Raw genomic sequence first — 18,848 nt, 5'->3', positions numbered from 1 at the left:
AAATTAATTGTTGTAACTTTCGTTACATTATTGGAATTAACGTTGACATATTGTCATTCAGTTTTCAATGTTCATTTTAGTAAATAATGGAGCGGGTGATGGGAATCGAACCCACAACATCAGCTTGGAAGGCTGAGGTTTTGCCATTAAACTACACCCGCATATAATTAAGTTATTTGGTGCGGCCGAGAGGACTTGAACCTCCACGGGATTTCTCCCACTAGGCCCTCAACCTAGCGCGTCTGCCATTCCGCCACGACCGCTGGCAAAACGCTTTAAAATATCGAACTACTTTTTAATAACATAATACATTGTAAAACATTTGAAATGTTATGTCAACAAGTTTTTAATATTAAATTAATAATCTTAATTAACTTATAAAGTGATGTGTTTTGTTAACGCAACGTTATTTATAATAAATCATTGTAAAGACTATGTCAATAATAAAAATTATTAAAATTTCAAAAAGAGTACTATAGCAATATATTAACCATAGTACTCCTTGTTATATTTGATACTATTAATTTGCATTTAGATATTTGTAACTCATTTAGAAATGTGATCAGATAGTTTTAATTTTCCTCCACATTTTCCACATCTCATTTTATTTACATCTACTTTCCTAATTCTTAAATATTTTGTAAAACAATTTTTACATGAATATATATAATTAGCTCTTTCTTTATAAGATTTTGTAGGTGTACAAAATCTTGGTGCCCCTACTTTACTACTCAAAACTTTAAAGTCACTATCTCTATGTTTATAACCTTTTCCAGTTAAATGTAAATGATAATGGCATAATTCATGTTTTATTATATCAATAATTGCTTTCTTTCCATATTTTTCATATTGCTTAGGATTAACTTCAATGTTATGAGATTTTAACATATATCTGCCGCCAGTAGTTCTTAGTCGACTATTAAAGTATGCATCATGTTGAAAAGGAATTTTAAAATATTCAATGGATATTTCACACACTAAGTTTTTTAGTTCTTGATTATTCATTTGGGTTAATCATTGTCAATGCAACTTTATCCTTTTGTTTATCAATGCTCAATATCCAAACTTCAACTATATCCCCAACACTAACTATATCCATAGGATTTTTTACAAACCTTTTAGATAGTTTTGAAACGTGAACGAGTCCATCCTGTTTTACTCCAATATCTACAAATGCTCCAAAATCCACAACATTCCTAACGGTACCACTAAGTTTCATACCTTCTTTTAAGTCTTCAATAGATAGTACATCGGATTTTAATATTGGTGTTTCAAATTCATCACGTGGATCTCTATTAGGTGCTTTTAGAGAATTTATAATATCTTCGAGTGTTGGCTCACCTATATTAAGTTCTTCAGCCAATTCTTTTATATTAACCGAATCTAGTTTATTTTTTAATGTATCGTTACCTAAATCCTCAACTTTTAGATTTAATTGTTTAAGTAACTCATATGTTGCATTGTAGCTTTCAGGGTGAATAGATGTATTATCTAACGGTTCTGTACCATCAACTATTCTCAAAAATCCAATACTTTGTTCTAAAGTTTTTGCGCCTAGTCTTTTTACTTTTGCAATCTCTTTATGGTGCTTGATAGCTCCATTTTCTTCTCTATATTCAATAATATTTTGTGCTATTTGTGAAGTCAGACCAGATACATATTGTAATAATGAACGAGATGCTGTATTTACATCCACTCCTACTTGGTTAACCGCTGTTTCTACTACAAATGTTAATGCTTTTTCTAGTTCTTTTTGGTTAACATCGTGTTGATACTGACCTACACCAATTGATTTAGGGTCAATTTTAACAAGTTCACTTAACGGATCTTGAACCCTTCTTCCGATTGATACTGCACTTCTTTCTTCAACTTGGAAATCAGGAAATTCAGCTCTTGCAATTTCAGAAGCAGAATAAACTGATGCACCCGCTTCATTTACTATTATGAATTGAACATTCAATTTATATTTTTGTATAACATTAGCTATAAATTGTTCTGTTTCTCTACTAGCTGTACCATTTCCAATTGCAATAAGTTGAACACTATAATCATTAATCATCTTAACGATTACTTTTTCAGCATTATCTAATTTATTTACAGGTGGGTGAGGGTATATCACATTTTTAGCTACAAAAGTACCATAAGGGTTAATCACCGCTAATTTACAACCAGTTCTAAACGCTGGATCCACACCTAATATTTGTTTACCTTTCATAGGTGGTTGTAAAAGTAAATTTCTTAAATTTTCACTAAACACATCAATGGCATGATTTTCAGCCTTTTCAGTTAAATCGCCTCTTATTTCTCTTTCTATCGAAGGCATAATTAACCTTTTTAAGCTATCTTTGATTGCATCTTTAACAATATATGTAGCTTCAGTTTCTTTTTTAATTTCTTGTTTTTCGATATCTTTTTCTACTTGCGTAGTATCAAATTCAATTTTTACAGTTAATACTTTTTCTTTCTCGCCTCTATTAACTGCTAATACCCTATGATTAGCCATTTTTTTAATAGGTTCAGCATAATCATAGTACATAGCGAAAATTTCTTTTTCATCTTCAGCTTTTTTCTTCTTAGTAGTAACTATTTGACCTTGGTGATAAACATTTTTCAAGATTCTTGAACGATATTTGGGGTTGTCAGAAATTTGTTCAGCAATAATATCTTGTGCCCCTTGAATTGCCTCGTCAATACTTTCAACTTCTTCATTAATGTAAATTTTAGCTTTAGCTTCAACCGCTTCGTCAAGTTGAGGTTGTAAAAGCCAAGTAGCAAAAGGTTCCAATCCTTTTCTTTTAGCTTCAGTAGCACGTGTTTTTTTCTTTTGCTTATATGGTCTATATAAATCTTCTACACGTTGCAATTTTGTTTGTTTTAGAATATCATTTTTCAGTTCATCAGATAGCATGCCTTGTTGTTCGATACTATGAATGACTTCTTCTTTTCTCTTTTGTAAGTTAACCATGTATTGATATTCATCTGAAATTTGTTTGATTTCAACTTCATCCAAGCCACCTGTTTGTTCTTTACGGTATCTTGCTATGAAAGGAACAGTATTTTTATCCTCTAATAATTTTAGTACTGATGTAATTTGTTTTTCAGAAAAATTGTACTTTTCGATGATTGATTTAATTAAATGATTGTCCATTGTTCTACCACACTTTTTCTTTAATTTATTTTTTTATTTTAACATAATCCGTTAATTTCATATTGCTTAGATAGGTTTCATTAATAAAATTCTTTTTAAAACCTTGTTTAAATTAAAATAAGATTACTACTTCTTCATAAATATAGTACTCATTTAGTATCTACATTTTACTGAAAAAATAATAACCTCATTTTTGTTATAATATTTTAAATTTAATTATTTACTGATTAGCTGCTTCTTGCAACTTTTTGATTGCAGTACGTTGTAATCGTGATACATGCATTTGGCTCAGACCTATACGTTCACCAGTTTCTTTTTGACTAAGACCTTCGATAAACGTACATTGTATGATTTCTTTTTCTCTATCTGATAATATTGGTAGAATTCTTTCTAGAATCATTCGTTTTTCAGTAAGGTCATAATTATCATCTTGTTGACCCATAATATCCAACAATGTAACTGTTGAACCATCTTTATCTGCTTCGATTGAATGATCTACACTTAGCGCATTATAACTTTGGCCCATTTCCATAGCTTCAAGAACTTCTTCATCAGTAACTTCTAAACGTTCAGCAATCTCACTAATTGATGGTGAGCGTTCTAATTCATTTGTAAGTTCATCACTAACCTTCTTTATACGAGGACCAATTTCTTTTATACGTCTTGGAACATGAACACTCCATGTTTTGTCTCTCAAATATCTTTTAATTTCACCAATAACTGTTGGCACTAGGAATGCTTCAAATTTTCGATCAAATGACAAATCAAATCTATTTATAGCACCTATTAAACCAACCATTCCCACTTGAACTAAATCTTCATGATGTGATTGACCTTTAGAGTATTTATAAGCTAATGATTCAATTAGTTTTCGGTAATGACGAACTAATTTATCTTGAGCGCCACTACTTTGGTCTTCTTGGTGTTCTTTAATCCATTGGTTAATCTGTTCAGGTGATACATCATTAACTGATTTCGACTCTTTCGTCATTATTTCGCACCTGCTCTTTTTTAATATACTTAGTCATACTTATCGTAACACCAGATTCTTTGTAAACAGTAACCTCATCCATAAGGGATTCAATTAAGAATAAACCTAATCCGCCTTCACGTAAGAAATCTACATTTTCGTTATTATCGTATGGTCCTAAGTTAGACTTAGTAGTTTCATAATCAAAACTTTCACCTTGATCTGAAATAACAATTTTAATTTTATCGTCAAATACTTCAAAGCACAAATTAATCATGCCTGTTTCAGGATTATGTTTATAAGCATGTTTTACTGCATTAGTTACAGCTTCACTAACCGCAATTTTTGAATCTTCTATATCATCATATGATGCACCTGCTCTGGTAAACACACCAGACAGTGTTAATCTAATTAAACTTACATATTCGGCAGAAGCTGGTAACCGCATTTCAATATAATCTTGTTTAGATTGCATGTTACTCTACCTCCGTTCCTTCATTAACATGCATTAAATCTTTTAATCCAGTAATATCAAAGAGTCTTCCAATACGGTCAGATACTCCTAAGATATAAAGCTCTTTATCGTTTTGATTTAATGCTTTTAGTGTTCCTACAAATAGACCTAAACCTGTTGAGTCCATATAGCTTACATTTGCTAAATTTACATGGATGTCATGTGTACCTTCTTGTCTCATTGGCACAAGTACCTCTTCTAGTTCAGGTACTGTATAAACATCAAGTTCTCCGCCAACTTTAACTTCATAATATGTATCATGTGTGACAGTTTCAATATTAAGATTCATTTAATTACACTCCTAATTGTATTTCGATTCTTCTAGTTTACTATTCAAGAATAATTATACCCATTGTCATAATTCCTTAATCATAAATTAAAGTTTAATTCACTCGTTTTATAATCAATATGGTCATATCATCTTTTTTATGAGGATTTTGTACTTTTAAAATAGCTTCATAAATAATTTGAACTATGTCCTGTGGGTGCATATGCTTATATTTTTTAATAAGATTCAATAATGTCTCTTTTTTTATAAATTCGCCTTCTTTATTTCTAGCTTCAGTTACGCCATCCGTAAGAATTATTACTAAATCATCAATATAAATAGGAATTTCTTGTTGGCTATACCGTGTTTGTTGACTAATACCTAACACGCGTCCTCTTACTTCTATTTCTTGAAATTCTTCAGTTTCAGCACGATAAACGTATCCAGGTTCATGTCCAGCTGAACTACAATATTATAAATGGTTCATTTCTTCATATAAACCATAGAACATTGTAACGAACATATTTTGATTTACGTTTTTTTCAACAACACGGTTAAGTCGCTTTAAACCTTCACTTGGTAATTGTGAATGTCCATAAGAATCCATACCAAATTTAATCATACTCATAGCTAATGCAGCTGGAATTCCCTTCCCAATGACATCTGCAACGGCAAAACTCATAGTTCCATCATTATGATCAATTAAGTTAAAATAATCTCCACTTACTTTTTGAGCAGCAACTGAAATAACGCCAATTTGTATACTATCAAACTGAGGAATATCTGTTTTTAACATAGTTTGTTGTAGTCTAGAAGCTAAATCAATTTCTTTATCGTGGTATTGTAGTTTATTGACTAATTTTTGATAGTCTCTATAACTATATCCAAATCCTTTAACAACTTCCTGTAAAACATCTAATGTGTTAAGTGCCTCATGTTCAGCTATGTCTAATGAAGAAATATAATTTTTATGTATTTCAACAATATCTTCTGGCAAAATATCTTTTTTTATAACTTCATTAGTGAATTCTTCACACTTCTTTATTAATTGTGTTTTGTTATTCGTGCTTAAGCTTTCATCTATCAATTTTTTATAATCTTTTTTAAATTCTTCCACGATTTTTGCCTCCTAACTACAACATTAATACTTGTTTCCCAATCGCTACATTTATGTTTTTTAATAGCATTACACAGTTTTGTTAACTATCTAAAAAAGACTTTAGGAGTGGAATACCTAAAGCCATATAACTAAACTTAAGACATCCTTTTATAATAAATAGTCCTTCGAAATAACTATCATTGCTCTTAATATGTTAAAAATGCATGGTTTAACAATTAAAATAAATTAATTAGTTAAACATTCATGCAGTTATAATTATTATAAAGTTATTGTCTTTTATTTCATTATTTTATTTGTATTTGTTAAATACATACAATAATTTAAGTCTTTGGATGATTAAAATTATGTAAACCTAGACTGATGTCTAGGGCGTAATCTACTTCTTTCATTTTGTTTTCTGACAAATATGTGAGCTTTTCTTTCAAACGATTTTTATCTAACGTTCGAATTTGTTCAAGTAAGATTACAGAATCTTTATCAAGTTTATACTTCTTCTTTTCTATTTCTACATGTGTGGGTATCTTAGCTTTGTTAATCCTTCCAGTAATTGCTGCAACAATTACTGTTGGACTATATTTATTACCTGTGTCATTTTGAATAATAACGACGGGTCTTACTCCCCCTTGTTCGGACCCTTGAACAGGTGATAAATCTGCTAGATAAACATCTCCTCTTCTAATCATTCATTCTTAGCGTTAGAAGTTAAATATGTTTCATTGCAATCGCACGCTTCACATTCAATTGGAAAAGCTTCGGTTGCTAGGGAGAGATTTAAATCAGCCATTTGTGCATAACCTTCTTTTAAAGATTGCTCTAAACTGTAACTTCTATTTTGATTAAAAGATAACATACAAAGAACCTCCATTGGTTTCAAAAGTAGCGTTTTTTAAGGTTTATTGATTTATCTTAATAATAACAAATTTTGAAAACAGTGACTATACTTATTTTAATAATTCATTAGTTATCTCAGTATTATCATTTTCATAATAAATACGTGGCAATCTTCTTGATAAATTACATAAGACTTCATAATTAATCGTATCTTGTTTCTTAGCTAATGCTTCAACAGATTGATTCGTATCTGAATGATTATCTAATAATATAACTTTATCACCAACTTTAACTGTGTCTGGGACTTTTACAATTGTTTGATCCATACAGACTCTACCAATCACTTCACATTGATTCCCATTAACGTTGACGAAAGCTCCTTGCATTGAACGTAAATAACCATCTGCATATCCTATAGGTAAAATAGCAATTCTTGTTGGCTCGGTTGCAGTAAATGTGCTGCCGTAACTAACAGATTCACCTTCATTTAATGTTTTTGTTTGAACAATTTCACTGACTAATTGTGTACTTGGCTTTAGATGAACTTTAACATTTTGACTTACATATTCGGATGGATAGTATCCATAAAGTGATATACCTAGACGAATGGCATTACAAAATTGTCCATCCATTAATAATGAACCAGCAGAATTTTGAGCATGAATATATGGTGGTTTGTCGACCTGATTAACTATATTTTGAAACAGTTGGTATTGGTTAGCCATAGAATCACCAGGTTCATCAGCACTAGCAAAATGTGTATAAACGCCTTCGAACACTAAATCTTCATATTTACTAATAATATCTACGACTTCTTGATACTCTTCTACATCTTTCATTCCTAATCTGCCCATACCAGTATCAAGTTTTAAATGCAGCCATAACGCTTTGTCATTTTCATCAGAAATATTCTTAATTGATTCTTTTAACCATGCTTTCGATGGAACAGTCAATGCAACACGATGTTGTATAGCTTTATTAATATCTGTAGGTGGAATAACCCCTAATATTAAGATTTTAGCTTTAATACCATGCATACGTAGTTCGATTGCTTCATCTAAGGTTGCTACTGCAAAGAAAGAAGCACCATGCTCCATTAAATGTTGAGCGATTTTAACACTTCCTAAACCATATCCATTAGCTTTAATTACTGAGATAACAGTTTTATTAGCATGCAATTTATCAAAAGTCTGATAATTGGATAAGATTGCATTCAAGTCTATATTTAAATATGTCGATCTATAAAATTTTTCTGACATAATCTTATTTCCTCCTTTAAAGCCTAACAACTCATTTCAAAACTTCACCTATTTGAATTGTTTATTATCATCTAATTGTTCTAATAACACTTGGCTCATTGCATAATTATCAGTGTGAGTAATACTGACATGAACTCGAAAACCCTTGTAATCAATACACGGTTTACCTAAGTTATTGTTATAACAATTGATATCATTAAAAGCTATTGTTTTCCCTAAACCAGTTCCTAGCGCTTTACTAAACGCTTCTTTAGTTGAAAATCTTCCAGCTAAATATTCTATTTTACGTTTTTCCTGTGTGAATTGATTAAACGTCATTAATTCATCTTCTGAAAGAATTCTTTCCACAAATTTCATCTTTTGTTTATTATATACTTTTCTAATTCTTTCTATCTCTATTAAATCTACACCTATTCCATATATCATTTTTCCGCCTCATTATTTTAGATGCTACATTACTTTTTTATTTTACATCATATTGATTATTATTTTGATTATTTCGTCTTTCTTTAATTAATCGTTTTATTTGCTGAGCATTCTTAATATTTATTAAAGACATTTCAGAATTGCCACCAGCTGTTGATAAAGTAATTGTTGCAAGGTTATATTTCCTCATTATTAAACCTTCATTAACATCAATATTCTGAATTCTAAAGAAAGGAATGATATTCGTATTTATGAAAAATATACCTGTTCTAACATGGATTTCATTTTCATCAATTTTATATCTAAAGTTTTTATATCTAAATATAGGAATGATTATCAATGCTAAAATACAACATATAATAAACAATACAATTTCTCCAATTATTAGTGACCAAGAGTCTGATATATGAAAGAATTTCCAGTTTAAAACTAAAGTAATAATGAGAATAACAAAGAGTATACTTAACCATATTAGATTAGCCATTATCATCACTTTTTTAGCTTTATCATCCATATAATTATAATTCGACATGTTGGTCACCTCCTACATACCAAGATTTTAGATATTTAATTGTTTTTTCATCCTTAAATTTTAACCCTATTGATTGATGACTGGCTCCTTTTGCAATTAAAAATGCAAAATTGCCAAGTTGATTTCTAATTAAAAGTGGATGTGCATCAATTTCCATACCAATGATTTTGTCATATTTTACATAATATCTTTTGATACTGAATAAATTTGATTTTTGAATTGTTAATTCATCATTTTTAAGCTTTAAGCCTGATAATTTAATATAAATTAAAGCTTGTATAATTAAAGCTATAATGATAATACCTATAAAGAAAAATGACCATGCAGACCAAAAGTAACTGCCTATTATCCCAATGATAACTAATATGATAGATGGAATTAAGAAATGTCTATGAAATCCTTTCCATGGCATACCTAATTTTGCAGTTTTAAACGCCATTTCAGGTATTAAATCATGAATAATCTCATAAGCCATTTTGCGCTTTATAAAAGGAATGATCATTATTTCACCATCACTACTAGTGTCGTCTTCAAGTTTTTCATCAATATCACTAGTTATTAATACGTGTATAGCTGTAAAACCGAATAATTTTCTAATATAAGATTGACGTTCAATAACAGCTTGTATGCGATTTGTAGGTACAGTTATATTCTTTTTTGTTAATAATCCATATTGAATTTTTAATTGATGTCCTTCTTGTGTCATGGTGTAACCATAATATCTAATTAAATTGATTAATGCCCCCACTATGTAACTTAATATCAAAATCAATCCTACTACTATGCTTATTACAATCGCTATAGCATTAGCAAAACTGAATAATTCATTTGTAATTCTATTCCATGGAATAAGATTAGAAAAACTACCTACAATTGGTGAAATAGTCGCTAATGCAACTCCTATAGCTCCGCTTGATAAAGACATTAATATTAAATTTTTAAATGATAATTTAAACACGCGTTTTCGTTGACCTGGCATATCATTTTCAAAATTCCCTTGAATGTTATCGACGCTTGAATCCACATTTAAATAAGAATCAAGATTAACATCCTTTTCATCATTATTACTTAATTGATTTTGTATGTCTTTAATTGTGTTTTCTATTTCAATACTTTGTGTTTTTGAGATGGTTGAAAGTTCTAAACCATCACTAGGCGTTTTTATCTGTAACTGCACACCACCAACAATCTGATTAATTATATCTTGAGAAGTGTCTACAGATTGAATACGACTTATATCTAATTCTTTACGTTCTTTATTAAATATTCCTGTAGTCAATATGAAATGATTGTTCTCTATCCAATACCGAGTATTATATACTTTTAAAATTTGACCAATAAACGATATTAAGAAAAAGATAGTTAATAATGCGGGAACAATATATTCACGTAAATTAGTAAAATCAAAATCTTTAAAATTAAAAACTAAAAAGATAATGATAACTATAAAATTTTGTTTGAAAGCTTCTATCAATCCGGAAACATATGATATCGGATGCAATTTTTGCGGACTATACATCATATTCTGCTCCTCTCAATTGACTAAATATCTGTTCTTGTATAAATTCTGCTTCTTCTTCGGATACAAATGGAAGTTCAAAACTATGACCAGCAGAAACAAATGTTATTTCATTAATTTTAAACTTTCTCGCTAAAGGATTAGTATTTATTTGTAAAAATTGTAGTCTTTCAATTTTAGAAATATCTTGATGTTTAAAGAAAAAAGTTGACTTAACTTCTATGACATTATTTTGAATTCTATAAAATAAATAATTGTATTTAAGTAAAGGACTTGAAATCAATCTAATTAAACTTACGATCCATAACACTATGTATATGTATATAATAAAGTGCCACCAATTAAATTGATACCAAAGATAAAAAAGAATAGCATAGATAATTATTTCAATAATAAAACTGAGTCCCGCTGTTAAGAAGTAGTATGTTAAAGCATTTTTTGGACTTTTATGAAATGTACTATTCATTAATTTAGCTCCTTTATAATTTTTAACCACATTATAGCATAGTCAATTTTTCTTCTAAATGTCGCTTCATTTTTATTAACGTTCATCACTTAAAAATTACTTTTATTTTCTCTTCGCCAAGACAAAAGTAAGAAGCACACAATTAATTTAAATTAATTGTGTGCTTCTTTAGAAAACAAATTATATATTGAGTATTGATAAATTTTTATTTTTGATGGTCAGCGAATGTGCGACCTTTCATTGTTTTGTTTGAGTTTTGAGATGATTTATCTTTACGATCAAACTTTTTATTATTATTCTTCTTTGAAGAGAAACCTTTTGATGAACGTCTATTTTTATTATCGAATTTACCGCCACCACGTTTATTATTGCCTCTTCTAGAATTATTATTTCCTTTAGAGTTACGTCCTTTACGTGATAATGGTTTTTCGAATGTTAATTGAACTTCTACTTCATCGTTTGCTTCAACTAATTCTTGTAATAATGATGCAACTAGTTCAACATCGTTATACTCTTCAAGTAATTCACTTGAAATTCGTTGTAAACGTGGTTCGTTTTCTTTAGACATCCAGTTTTGAACTTTTTCTTTGATGTCATCTTCACGTGCTTTTAAGACTTCTTTACGGTGAGGTGGTCTTAAAGCATTCATTCTTCTATTGTTAGCATCTTCGATTTGACGAATATAATCCATTTCAATTGGATTTACAAAAGTAACAGCGATACCTTCTTTTCCGGCACGACCTGTACGACCGATTCTATGAGTATAGCTTTCAGTATCTTGTGGAATATCGAAGTTATAAACGTGACTTACGCCTGAAATATCTAATCCTCTCGCTGCTACGTCTGTTGCAACTAAGATGTCGATTTGATCATTTTTGAATTTTTTCAATACTTCTAAACGTTTAGCTTGAGTAATATCACCATGTAAACCTTCAGCTTTATATCCTTTAGATAATAATGCACTTGTTAATTCATCAACACGGCGTTTTGTACGTCCAAATACAATTGCCAATTCTGGTTGATGTACATCTAGGAAGTTTGTGAAAGTATCGAATTTTTCTAATTCTTTAACAATTGTATAATATTCGTCGATTTGAGGATCTGACATTTCATTATTCATTGTTTTAATAATTTTAGGTGTTTTCATAAATTGTTGTACTAAAGTTTGGATAGCTTTAGGCATTGTTGCTGAGAATAGCATCGTTTGACGTTGCTCAGCTGGAATTTTATCCATAATAAATCTCATATCGTCGATGAATCCCATGTTCATCATTTCATCAGCTTCATCCAAAATAAGTGTATGAATATCATTAGTTTTTAATGTACGTCTATTTAAATGGTCAATAACACGTCCTGGAGTACCAACAACAATTTGTGGACCTTTTTTTAGTGCTTTAATTTGACGTTCGATTGGCATACCACCAAATACTGTAACGACTTGTACATTTTGACCTTTACTAAATACTTTTAATTGCTCTGCAACTTGCATCGCTAATTCTCTAGTAGGCGCTAGAATTAATGATTGAACACCTTGTTCTCCAACTACCTTTTCAATTAAAGGTATTCCAAACGCACCCGTTTTACCAGTACCTGTTTGGGCTTGTCCAAGGATGTCGTATCCTTCTAACGCATAAGGGATACTATCTTTTTGGATAGGAGTTGGCTCTTTAAACCCCATTGATTCAAGTGTTTGAACCGTTTTATCCGAAATCCCTAGTTCTTTAAAATTTTGCAAAATAATTCTCCTTTTACCTGTTTATTTCTCAATATACTTATTTGCATATATGTTCATTTATGTTTTATCAACTTCTTAATAGTACCACCTAACATTTATTATAGCAATAAAGCAGTTGGTATATAGTGGTGAATAATGACTCTTAATTATGAAACATTTCCTTTTAAAATGGTGACGTGCATATATTGAAAGCGTTCCATAAATATATTTTATTTTTTAAATAAAAATAGTAAGACTACTATGTTATTCCCATTTAACTTAGAAATTAACATATGTCTTACTATTGGAATGTAATACTTTTTATTTAATTAGTGCATCGACTACATCTTCTAATTTCATGCCTCTTGAGCCTTTAATTAAAACTTTATCATTTGGTTGAACGATATCAGTAATATGAGAAATAAGTTTATTTTTATCTTCATAATGATAAGCCTCGCCCACAAATTGTTTGCCTGCACTATGAATAAATGCCGCTTCTTTACCAAACGTAAATAATTGGTTGACATCTTTATCGTGTAAATAATTTCCAACTTCTTCGTGCATTTGTTTACTATTGTCTCCTAATTCTAGAACATCACCTAATACTAACAATTTGCGGCCTTCCATATTACTTAATGTATCTATTGCTGCTTTCATACTAGTCGGGCTAGCATTATAAGCATCATTGATAACAGTTATATGGTTCTCAGTTTCATGTCGTTCCATTCTCATACCAGTTAACTTAACGTTTTTTATATTGTTTTGAATGACGTTATAGGATAAACCTAACTCATGTCCTACAGCAATTGCTATAGCTGCATTTTTCATATTATGAATACCTAAAATGGGTAATTCATAATGTTGTTCTTGATTTATTGTAAAAGCAATACCTTCAGTTGAAACGTTATCATCAACTTGACACACTAATGTATTATCTTGTTCTAAACCAATACTTATACATTTAGCTTGTTTAATTTTATCAACATGAGGTTTTAAAAGCGGTTCATCGCCATCATATATAAATGTGCCTTGTGCTTTAAGACCAATAGTAATTTCTGATTTAGCTTGAGCAATACCTTCACGAGAACCTAAATCTTGCATATGTGATTCCCCAATATTAGTAATTACTGCGATATCCGGTTCTGCAATTGAAGACAATAATTCTATTTCATGGAAACCTGACATGCCCATTTCTAAGATTGAAATTTCAGTATCTATATCTAAATCTAAAATGGTTAAAGGCATTCCAATTTCATTATTATAGTTTCCTTGTGTCTTTTTCACTTTATATTCTGTATTTAAAACACTCTCTATCATGTCTTTAGTTGTCGTTTTACCATTTGAACCAGTAACTGCAATTACTTTTGGATTTACATGTTTTAAATAAGCTTTAGCCAAATCTTGTAATGCATTTAATGTATCTTCAACCCAAATAATTGGGCCATTTACTTGTTCAGTCGGTGTAACATCTTTTTGATAAAATGATGCACCTGCACCATCATTAAGTGCTTGTTCAACGAAACGATGACCGTCTACATTTTCGCCTTTAAAAGGTATAAAGAGCATACCTTCTTTTATCGCTCTGGAATCTATAGTGACACCATGAATAGAATGATCAAGATATTGTTCATCTATATCACAATCAATCCATTCTTTAATTTGTTTTAACGTTACGTTTATCATCTAAAGCAACTCCGTTTAATCGATTTTATATTTATTTTTCTTTTTATCTTCGTGTCGTTCTTTAGCTAAGCTTATTAATTTAGAAATTAAATCAGCATAAGATAAGCCCATATTCTCCCATAAACTTGGATACATACTAAATGAAGTAAAGCCTGGCATAGCGTTTGTTTCGTTAATATAAATTTGATTGTCTTTTGTAACAAAGAAATCCGCACGTACTAACCCTGAACAATCAGTTGCTTTAAAAGCTTCTAAAGCCATATTTCTTAATGTCATTTGAACATCTTGATCTAAGTCAGCAGGGATTTGTAATTGAATTTTACCGTCTTTGTATTTTGATTTGTAATCATAGAATGCAACATCTTTAACTACTTCACCAGGCCAAGTAGTTTCTGGATAGTCATTACCTAAAACAGCTACTTCAATTTCTCTTGCGTCTATTCCTTGTTCAATAACTAACTTACGGTCGAATTGGAAAGCTTCTTCAATACCTGATTTTAATTCTTCTTCATTATTACATTTGCTTATACCAACACTTGATCCTAAGTTTGCAGGCTTAACAAATACTGGGTAAGTTAATTTGTCATTAACTAATTTAAGAATATTATTTTCATATTTTTCGTATTCACTTCTTAAGAAACTTATATATGGTAATTGAGGTAAACCTCTATGTTCAAATAATTGTTTCATTACTAATTTATCCATTGAACTTGAAGCTGCTAATACCCCATTACCTACATATGGAATATCCAGTACTTCAAATAAACCTTGGATTGTACCATCTTCACCATTAGGTCCATGTAATAATGGGAATACAGCATCGTATGATTTGCCTAAACTACCATTGCTTAACAATTGTGAAATTTCTCCTGTTGGAATGTCATTAATACGTAATTCATCAGTTGATTCAATATGATGAGTAATTTTATCTTGTTTTTTCCATTCGCCATCATTTGTTATATAAATAATATCTACTTGATATTCATTTTTATCTATTGCATTTAATACATTTTGGGCAGTTAAAATAGAAACATCGTGTTCTGCACTTTTTCCTCCGTAAACGATACAAATATTCTCTTTTGTCATTTCGTTTTCCTCCAATAAACGCTCATCTTTAGCGTTATATCATTTTAAAATTTTTACTATTTAATTATATGTATTTAGTCTATACATGCACTTCTCTGAAACTTAATATTATCATATTTGCTATGACTTTTGCATTTTATAATATAATAATGTAACGAGTATCTCTGACGAATTAAATAACCTTTCTAAACCTTGAACTAAACTTCACATTAACTTTTCAAAAATAAGGAATCGTTTTCAAACTTGATATTCTAGCAAATTTCAAAAAAGTCATGTAAAATCGTTATATAAATATGGATAAAATATTGATGCCTACATCTTAGATGAGACAAAAATAATTATCTTATAACGTGTTATAAAAGGAGTAAAATATGAAATATTCATCCCGTCAAGAGCCTAACAAACATTGGCTACTTAAAGTAGACTGGATATTAGTAGCAATTATTACATTGTTAGCAATATTTAGTGTCGTATTAATTAGTTCTGCCATGGGCGGCGGACAGTATAGTGCTAACTTTAGTATCAGACAAATCATGTACTATATTTTAGGTACTATAATGGCTATAATCATTATGTTCATTTCACCTAAAAAAATAAGAAATTATACATATTTGCTTTACACAATTTTCTGTATTTTACTGGTAGGTCTATTAATATTACCCGAAACAGCTATAACACCTGTGATTAATGGCGCTAAAAGTTGGTATAGTTTAGGACCTATAAGTATCCAACCATCAGAATTCATGAAAATTATTCTTATATTAGCATTATCAAAAGTAGTAGCACGTCATAACCAATTTACGTTTAACAAGTCATTTCAATCTGATTTAATGTTATTTTTCAAAATCATAGGTGTATCGATTATTCCTATGGCATTGATTTTATTACAAAATGACTTAGGTACAACTTTAGTTATTTGTGCAATTATTGCAGGCATCATGCTAGTCAGTGGAATCACTTGGAGATTGCTAGCGCCTATCTTTATTTCAGCAATAGTTATTGGTGCTTCTGTAATTCTTGCTATTATATTTAAACCTTCTTTAATAGAAAATTTATTAGGTATAAAGATGTATCAAATGGGACGTATTAATTCATGGTTAGATCCTTATTCATATAGTAGTGGAGATGGTTATCATTTAACTGAATCGTTAAAAGCTATTGGTTCAGGTCAATTATTTGGTAAAGGTTATAATCATGGTGAAGTCTATATTCCTGAAAACCATACCGATTTTATTTTTTCAGTAATTGGAGAAGAAATGGGCTTTATTGGTTCAGTTGTACTTATATTATTATTCTTAGTGTTAATTTTTCATTTAATTAGATTAGCTAGCCGAATTAATGACCAATATAACAAAGTATTTATTATTGGATATGTATCTTTAATCGTATTCCATATATTACAAAATATTGGTATGACGGTTCAATTACTTCCAATAACTGGTATCCCATTACCATTTATAAGTTATGGTGGTAGCTCACTTTGGAGTTTAATGACAGGTATTGGTGTTATTTTAGCTATCTATTACCATGAACCTAAAAAATACCAATCCATTGAAAAGTAACTGAATATACGAAAAATAGAGTCAAATCCTATAAACTAGGACTGACTCTATTTTTAAACAAAAAAAGGCGCCATTTTCAATGACGACTTCATCTCACAATTAAAATGCGCTTACTGACCTAAATCCAATTCACTTATTTACATTCGTGACTGATTTGTTTTGTTGCAGGCAATGTATTAATAATGTCTAAACGAGATTTAGTTTTTTTAATATTTACACCTAATGATGATAATAAATTAACCACATTTTGAATTTTCTCTGAATTCTTCACTAATAACACCTCGTTTGGTTGACTTCATATACATCATACCCCAAACAACATCACTTTACTACATGATTTTAAAAATTTATTATAATCTTTAACTTTTATAACTTAAACTTAGTCATATTAATATATAATACTAATGATTAATAAAGCACTTTAAATCCAGAATCATAAATTTCTTTTTCGATACTATTTAAATTAGCAGGTGTCTCAAATTCAACTGAAATGTGACCATTGCTTAAATCTACATTTGCATCATATACACCTATCATTTCCTTTAATATTGTTTCCATTTTGTTAGCTTGTTCAGTCGTTTTGATTCCTGAAGTATAAACGATTTTTTGTTGCACTTTATTTCCCTCAATCTTTCATTAATTTTTGAAAAGTTACAAGTAACTCTTCCATGGCTTCTTCTTGATGACCATTATTGACTTTTTCAGTTATACAACTCTTCATATGTTGTTCTAATAATTTAGTAGCTACACTATTTAAAGCTGAACGTGTTGCTCTAATTTGTGTTAAAACATCATCACAATAAACATCTTCTTCTATCATTCGGTTGATAGCACGAACTTGTCCTTCAATTCTATTTAATCTCGATTTCAAATTTGTTTTAATTTGTTCTGAGTGATGTGCATGATCTTGTTCTGTCACTTTCGTCACCTCTTAAATGATTTCCATTTTATCCTACTTCTCTATAACAAATTAGTCAATTGTAGCCCTTTCAAATCTCTCAACAGTATAATGATAAATATATGACTTCATGGTACAATTATATAGTTAAAAACTTTTTTAAAAGATTTTATTTTTACTAAAAATATAAAACAATAAGGAGGCATTTTATGTTCGAAATATTCACTATGACACTTGCTCAATCTAACCTCATTATTAATATTGTTTTGATTGGTGCATTTGTATTAAATTTGGCCTTCGCTTTTACAATTATATTTATGGAAAGACGCACTGCTAATTCAATATGGGCTTGGTTATTAGTTCTAGTATTTTTGCCTCTATTAGGTTTCATATTATATCTATTGTTTGGACGTCAAATTCAAAGAGACCATATTTTCACATTAGATAAAGAAGATAAAGTCGGACTTGAAATGATTGTGGATGAACAACTTGAAGCGATTAAAGATAAAGATTTTTCAAAAGGAAATCACCAAATCGTTAAATTTAAAGAAATGGTTCAAATGTTGTTATACAATAATGCCGCATTCTTAACGACAGATAATGAAGTTGAAATTTATACAGATGGTAATCAAAAATTTGATGATCTACTAGAAGATATTAAAAATGCTAAAGACTATATACATATACAATACTATATTTTTCACAGTGATGAATTAGGTAAAACGATTTTAAAAGCATTAGAAGATAAAGTTGAATCTGGCATTGAAGTTAAAATGCTGTATGACGATATGGGGTCAAGAGATTTAAGAAAGAAAGATTTAAAGTCTTTCAGAGAAAAAGGTGGCCATGTAG

At 29.8% G+C, this 18,848-nt stretch carries 20 protein-coding genes, 2 tRNA genes and 1 pseudogene; 2 read left to right on the top strand and 21 right to left on the bottom strand.

Translation table 11 applies throughout. The annotated features are described in order from the left end of the window. Window positions 1-87: 87 nt before the first annotated feature. The 18 genes and pseudogenes from CD121_RS06185 to CD121_RS06100 all read right to left on the bottom strand — a co-directional run bounded on the left by CD121_RS06185 (window position 88) and on the right by CD121_RS06100 (window position 15,536). Window positions 88-161: transfer RNA gene (locus tag CD121_RS06185), tRNA-Gly, on the bottom strand. Between the two features lie 16 nt (window positions 162-177). Next, window positions 178-263 (bottom strand) — tRNA-Leu (locus CD121_RS06180). Between the two features lie 283 nt (window positions 264-546). After that, on the bottom strand, window positions 547-1,005 hold the full coding sequence (locus tag CD121_RS06175) for a SprT family protein (protein ID WP_029056202.1): 459 nt from the start codon (window positions 1,003-1,005) through the stop codon (window positions 547-549). Continuing rightward, window positions 998-3,148 carry a Tex family protein gene (locus CD121_RS06170; RefSeq protein WP_126567644.1) on the bottom strand — a complete coding sequence of 717 codons (2,151 nt, stop codon included), beginning with the start codon at window positions 3,146-3,148 and terminating at the stop codon, window positions 998-1,000. The genes CD121_RS06175 and CD121_RS06170 overlap by 8 nt, the downstream gene beginning before the upstream one ends. Before the next feature lie 220 nt (window positions 3,149-3,368). Further along, entirely contained in the window at window positions 3,369-4,139 is a 771-nt protein-coding gene (sigB, locus tag CD121_RS06165) for an RNA polymerase sigma factor SigB (RefSeq protein WP_029056200.1), read from the bottom strand. Beyond that, window positions 4,114-4,593, bottom strand: a complete 480-nt coding sequence (gene rsbW / locus CD121_RS06160) for an anti-sigma B factor RsbW (protein ID WP_017637328.1) — start codon at window positions 4,591-4,593, stop codon at window positions 4,114-4,116. The genes sigB and rsbW overlap by 26 nt, the downstream gene beginning before the upstream one ends. A 1-nt stretch (window position 4,594) precedes the next feature. Beyond that, window positions 4,595-4,921 carry an anti-sigma factor antagonist gene (locus CD121_RS06155; RefSeq protein ID WP_029056199.1) on the bottom strand — a complete coding sequence of 109 codons (327 nt, stop codon included), beginning with the start codon at window positions 4,919-4,921 and terminating at the stop codon, window positions 4,595-4,597. Window positions 4,922-5,015: 94 nt separating this feature from the next. Beyond that, window positions 5,016-6,017 (bottom strand): annotated as a pseudogene (locus CD121_RS06150) (SpoIIE family protein phosphatase). Between the two features lie 323 nt (window positions 6,018-6,340). Further along, window positions 6,341-6,703 carry a type II toxin-antitoxin system PemK/MazF family toxin gene (locus CD121_RS06145; RefSeq protein WP_017637331.1) on the bottom strand — a complete coding sequence of 121 codons (363 nt, stop codon included), beginning with the start codon at window positions 6,701-6,703 and terminating at the stop codon, window positions 6,341-6,343. Further along, window positions 6,700-6,870, bottom strand: a complete 171-nt coding sequence (gene mazE / locus CD121_RS06140) for a type II toxin-antitoxin system antitoxin MazE (RefSeq protein ID WP_002451626.1) — start codon at window positions 6,868-6,870, stop codon at window positions 6,700-6,702. Before mazE ends, CD121_RS06145 begins: the two co-directional genes overlap by 4 nt. A 91-nt stretch (window positions 6,871-6,961) precedes the next feature. Then, entirely contained in the window at window positions 6,962-8,110 is a 1,149-nt protein-coding gene (gene alr, locus CD121_RS06135; protein ID WP_046466915.1) for an alanine racemase, read from the bottom strand. 48 nt (window positions 8,111-8,158) lie between these two features. Continuing rightward, window positions 8,159-8,536 (bottom strand): holo-ACP synthase, encoded by a 378-nt coding sequence (gene acpS / locus CD121_RS06130; RefSeq protein ID WP_046466914.1) that lies wholly within the window; start codon window positions 8,534-8,536, stop codon window positions 8,159-8,161. Window positions 8,537-8,573: 37 nt separating this feature from the next. Next, on the bottom strand, window positions 8,574-9,068 hold the full coding sequence (locus CD121_RS06125) for a PH domain-containing protein (protein WP_046466913.1): 495 nt from the start codon (window positions 9,066-9,068) through the stop codon (window positions 8,574-8,576). Beyond that, complete coding sequence (locus CD121_RS06120; protein ID WP_126567643.1) at window positions 9,055-10,587, bottom strand: PH domain-containing protein; 1,533 nt, start codon at window positions 10,585-10,587, stop codon at window positions 9,055-9,057. Before CD121_RS06120 ends, CD121_RS06125 begins: the two co-directional genes overlap by 14 nt. Then, a complete protein-coding gene (locus tag CD121_RS06115) occupies window positions 10,580-11,053 on the bottom strand; it encodes a PH domain-containing protein (RefSeq protein ID WP_029056193.1) in 474 nt (157 codons plus the stop codon). The genes CD121_RS06120 and CD121_RS06115 overlap by 8 nt, the downstream gene beginning before the upstream one ends. 205 nt (window positions 11,054-11,258) lie before the next feature. Beyond that, entirely contained in the window at window positions 11,259-12,788 is a 1,530-nt protein-coding gene (gene cshA, locus CD121_RS06110) for a degradosome RNA helicase CshA (protein WP_017636747.1), read from the bottom strand. A 300-nt stretch (window positions 12,789-13,088) separates the two neighbouring features. After that, window positions 13,089-14,450, bottom strand: coding sequence for a UDP-N-acetylmuramoyl-tripeptide--D-alanyl-D-alanine ligase (locus CD121_RS06105; RefSeq protein WP_126567642.1), 1,362 nt, complete (start codon window positions 14,448-14,450; stop codon window positions 13,089-13,091). A gap of 15 nt (window positions 14,451-14,465) precedes the next feature. Next, window positions 14,466-15,536 carry a D-alanine--D-alanine ligase gene (locus tag CD121_RS06100; protein ID WP_126567641.1) on the bottom strand — a complete coding sequence of 357 codons (1,071 nt, stop codon included), beginning with the start codon at window positions 15,534-15,536 and terminating at the stop codon, window positions 14,466-14,468. Between the two features lie 371 nt (window positions 15,537-15,907). Here CD121_RS06100 and CD121_RS06095 point away from each other — a divergent pair, with 371 nt between their 5' ends. After that, window positions 15,908-17,098 (top strand): FtsW/RodA/SpoVE family cell cycle protein, encoded by a 1,191-nt coding sequence (locus CD121_RS06095; RefSeq protein WP_017636750.1) that lies wholly within the window; start codon window positions 15,908-15,910, stop codon window positions 17,096-17,098. A 133-nt stretch (window positions 17,099-17,231) separates the two neighbouring features. Here CD121_RS06095 and CD121_RS06090 read toward each other — a convergent pair whose 3' ends face one another. From CD121_RS06090 to csoR, 3 genes are all read right to left on the bottom strand, one after another. Continuing rightward, window positions 17,232-17,369, bottom strand: a complete 138-nt coding sequence (locus CD121_RS06090; protein WP_017636751.1) for an Lmo0850 family protein — start codon at window positions 17,367-17,369, stop codon at window positions 17,232-17,234. A 137-nt stretch (window positions 17,370-17,506) separates the two neighbouring features. After that, window positions 17,507-17,713 carry a putative copper chaperone CsoZ gene (gene csoZ, locus CD121_RS06085; RefSeq protein WP_017636752.1) on the bottom strand — a complete coding sequence of 69 codons (207 nt, stop codon included), beginning with the start codon at window positions 17,711-17,713 and terminating at the stop codon, window positions 17,507-17,509. A gap of 10 nt (window positions 17,714-17,723) precedes the next feature. Further along, window positions 17,724-18,017: a copper-sensing transcriptional repressor CsoR gene (gene csoR / locus CD121_RS06080; RefSeq protein WP_017636753.1), complete on the bottom strand. Its 294-nt coding sequence runs from the start codon at window positions 18,015-18,017 to the stop codon at window positions 17,724-17,726. A 188-nt stretch (window positions 18,018-18,205) separates the two neighbouring features. On the opposite strand from csoR, the gene CD121_RS12400 reads away from it, so the two are divergent. Further along, window positions 18,206-18,848, top strand: a 643-nt coding sequence (locus CD121_RS12400) for a PLDc N-terminal domain-containing protein (RefSeq protein ID WP_371683220.1), incomplete at its 3' end; no start/stop codon positions are given.

It is taken from the genome of Staphylococcus pasteuri (genome assembly GCF_003970495.1).
GTDB lineage: Bacteria > Bacillota > Bacilli > Staphylococcales > Staphylococcaceae > Staphylococcus > Staphylococcus pasteuri.
The sequence above is the reverse complement of the archived record's forward strand: the minus strand, read 5'-3'. Positions and strand labels throughout refer to the sequence as shown.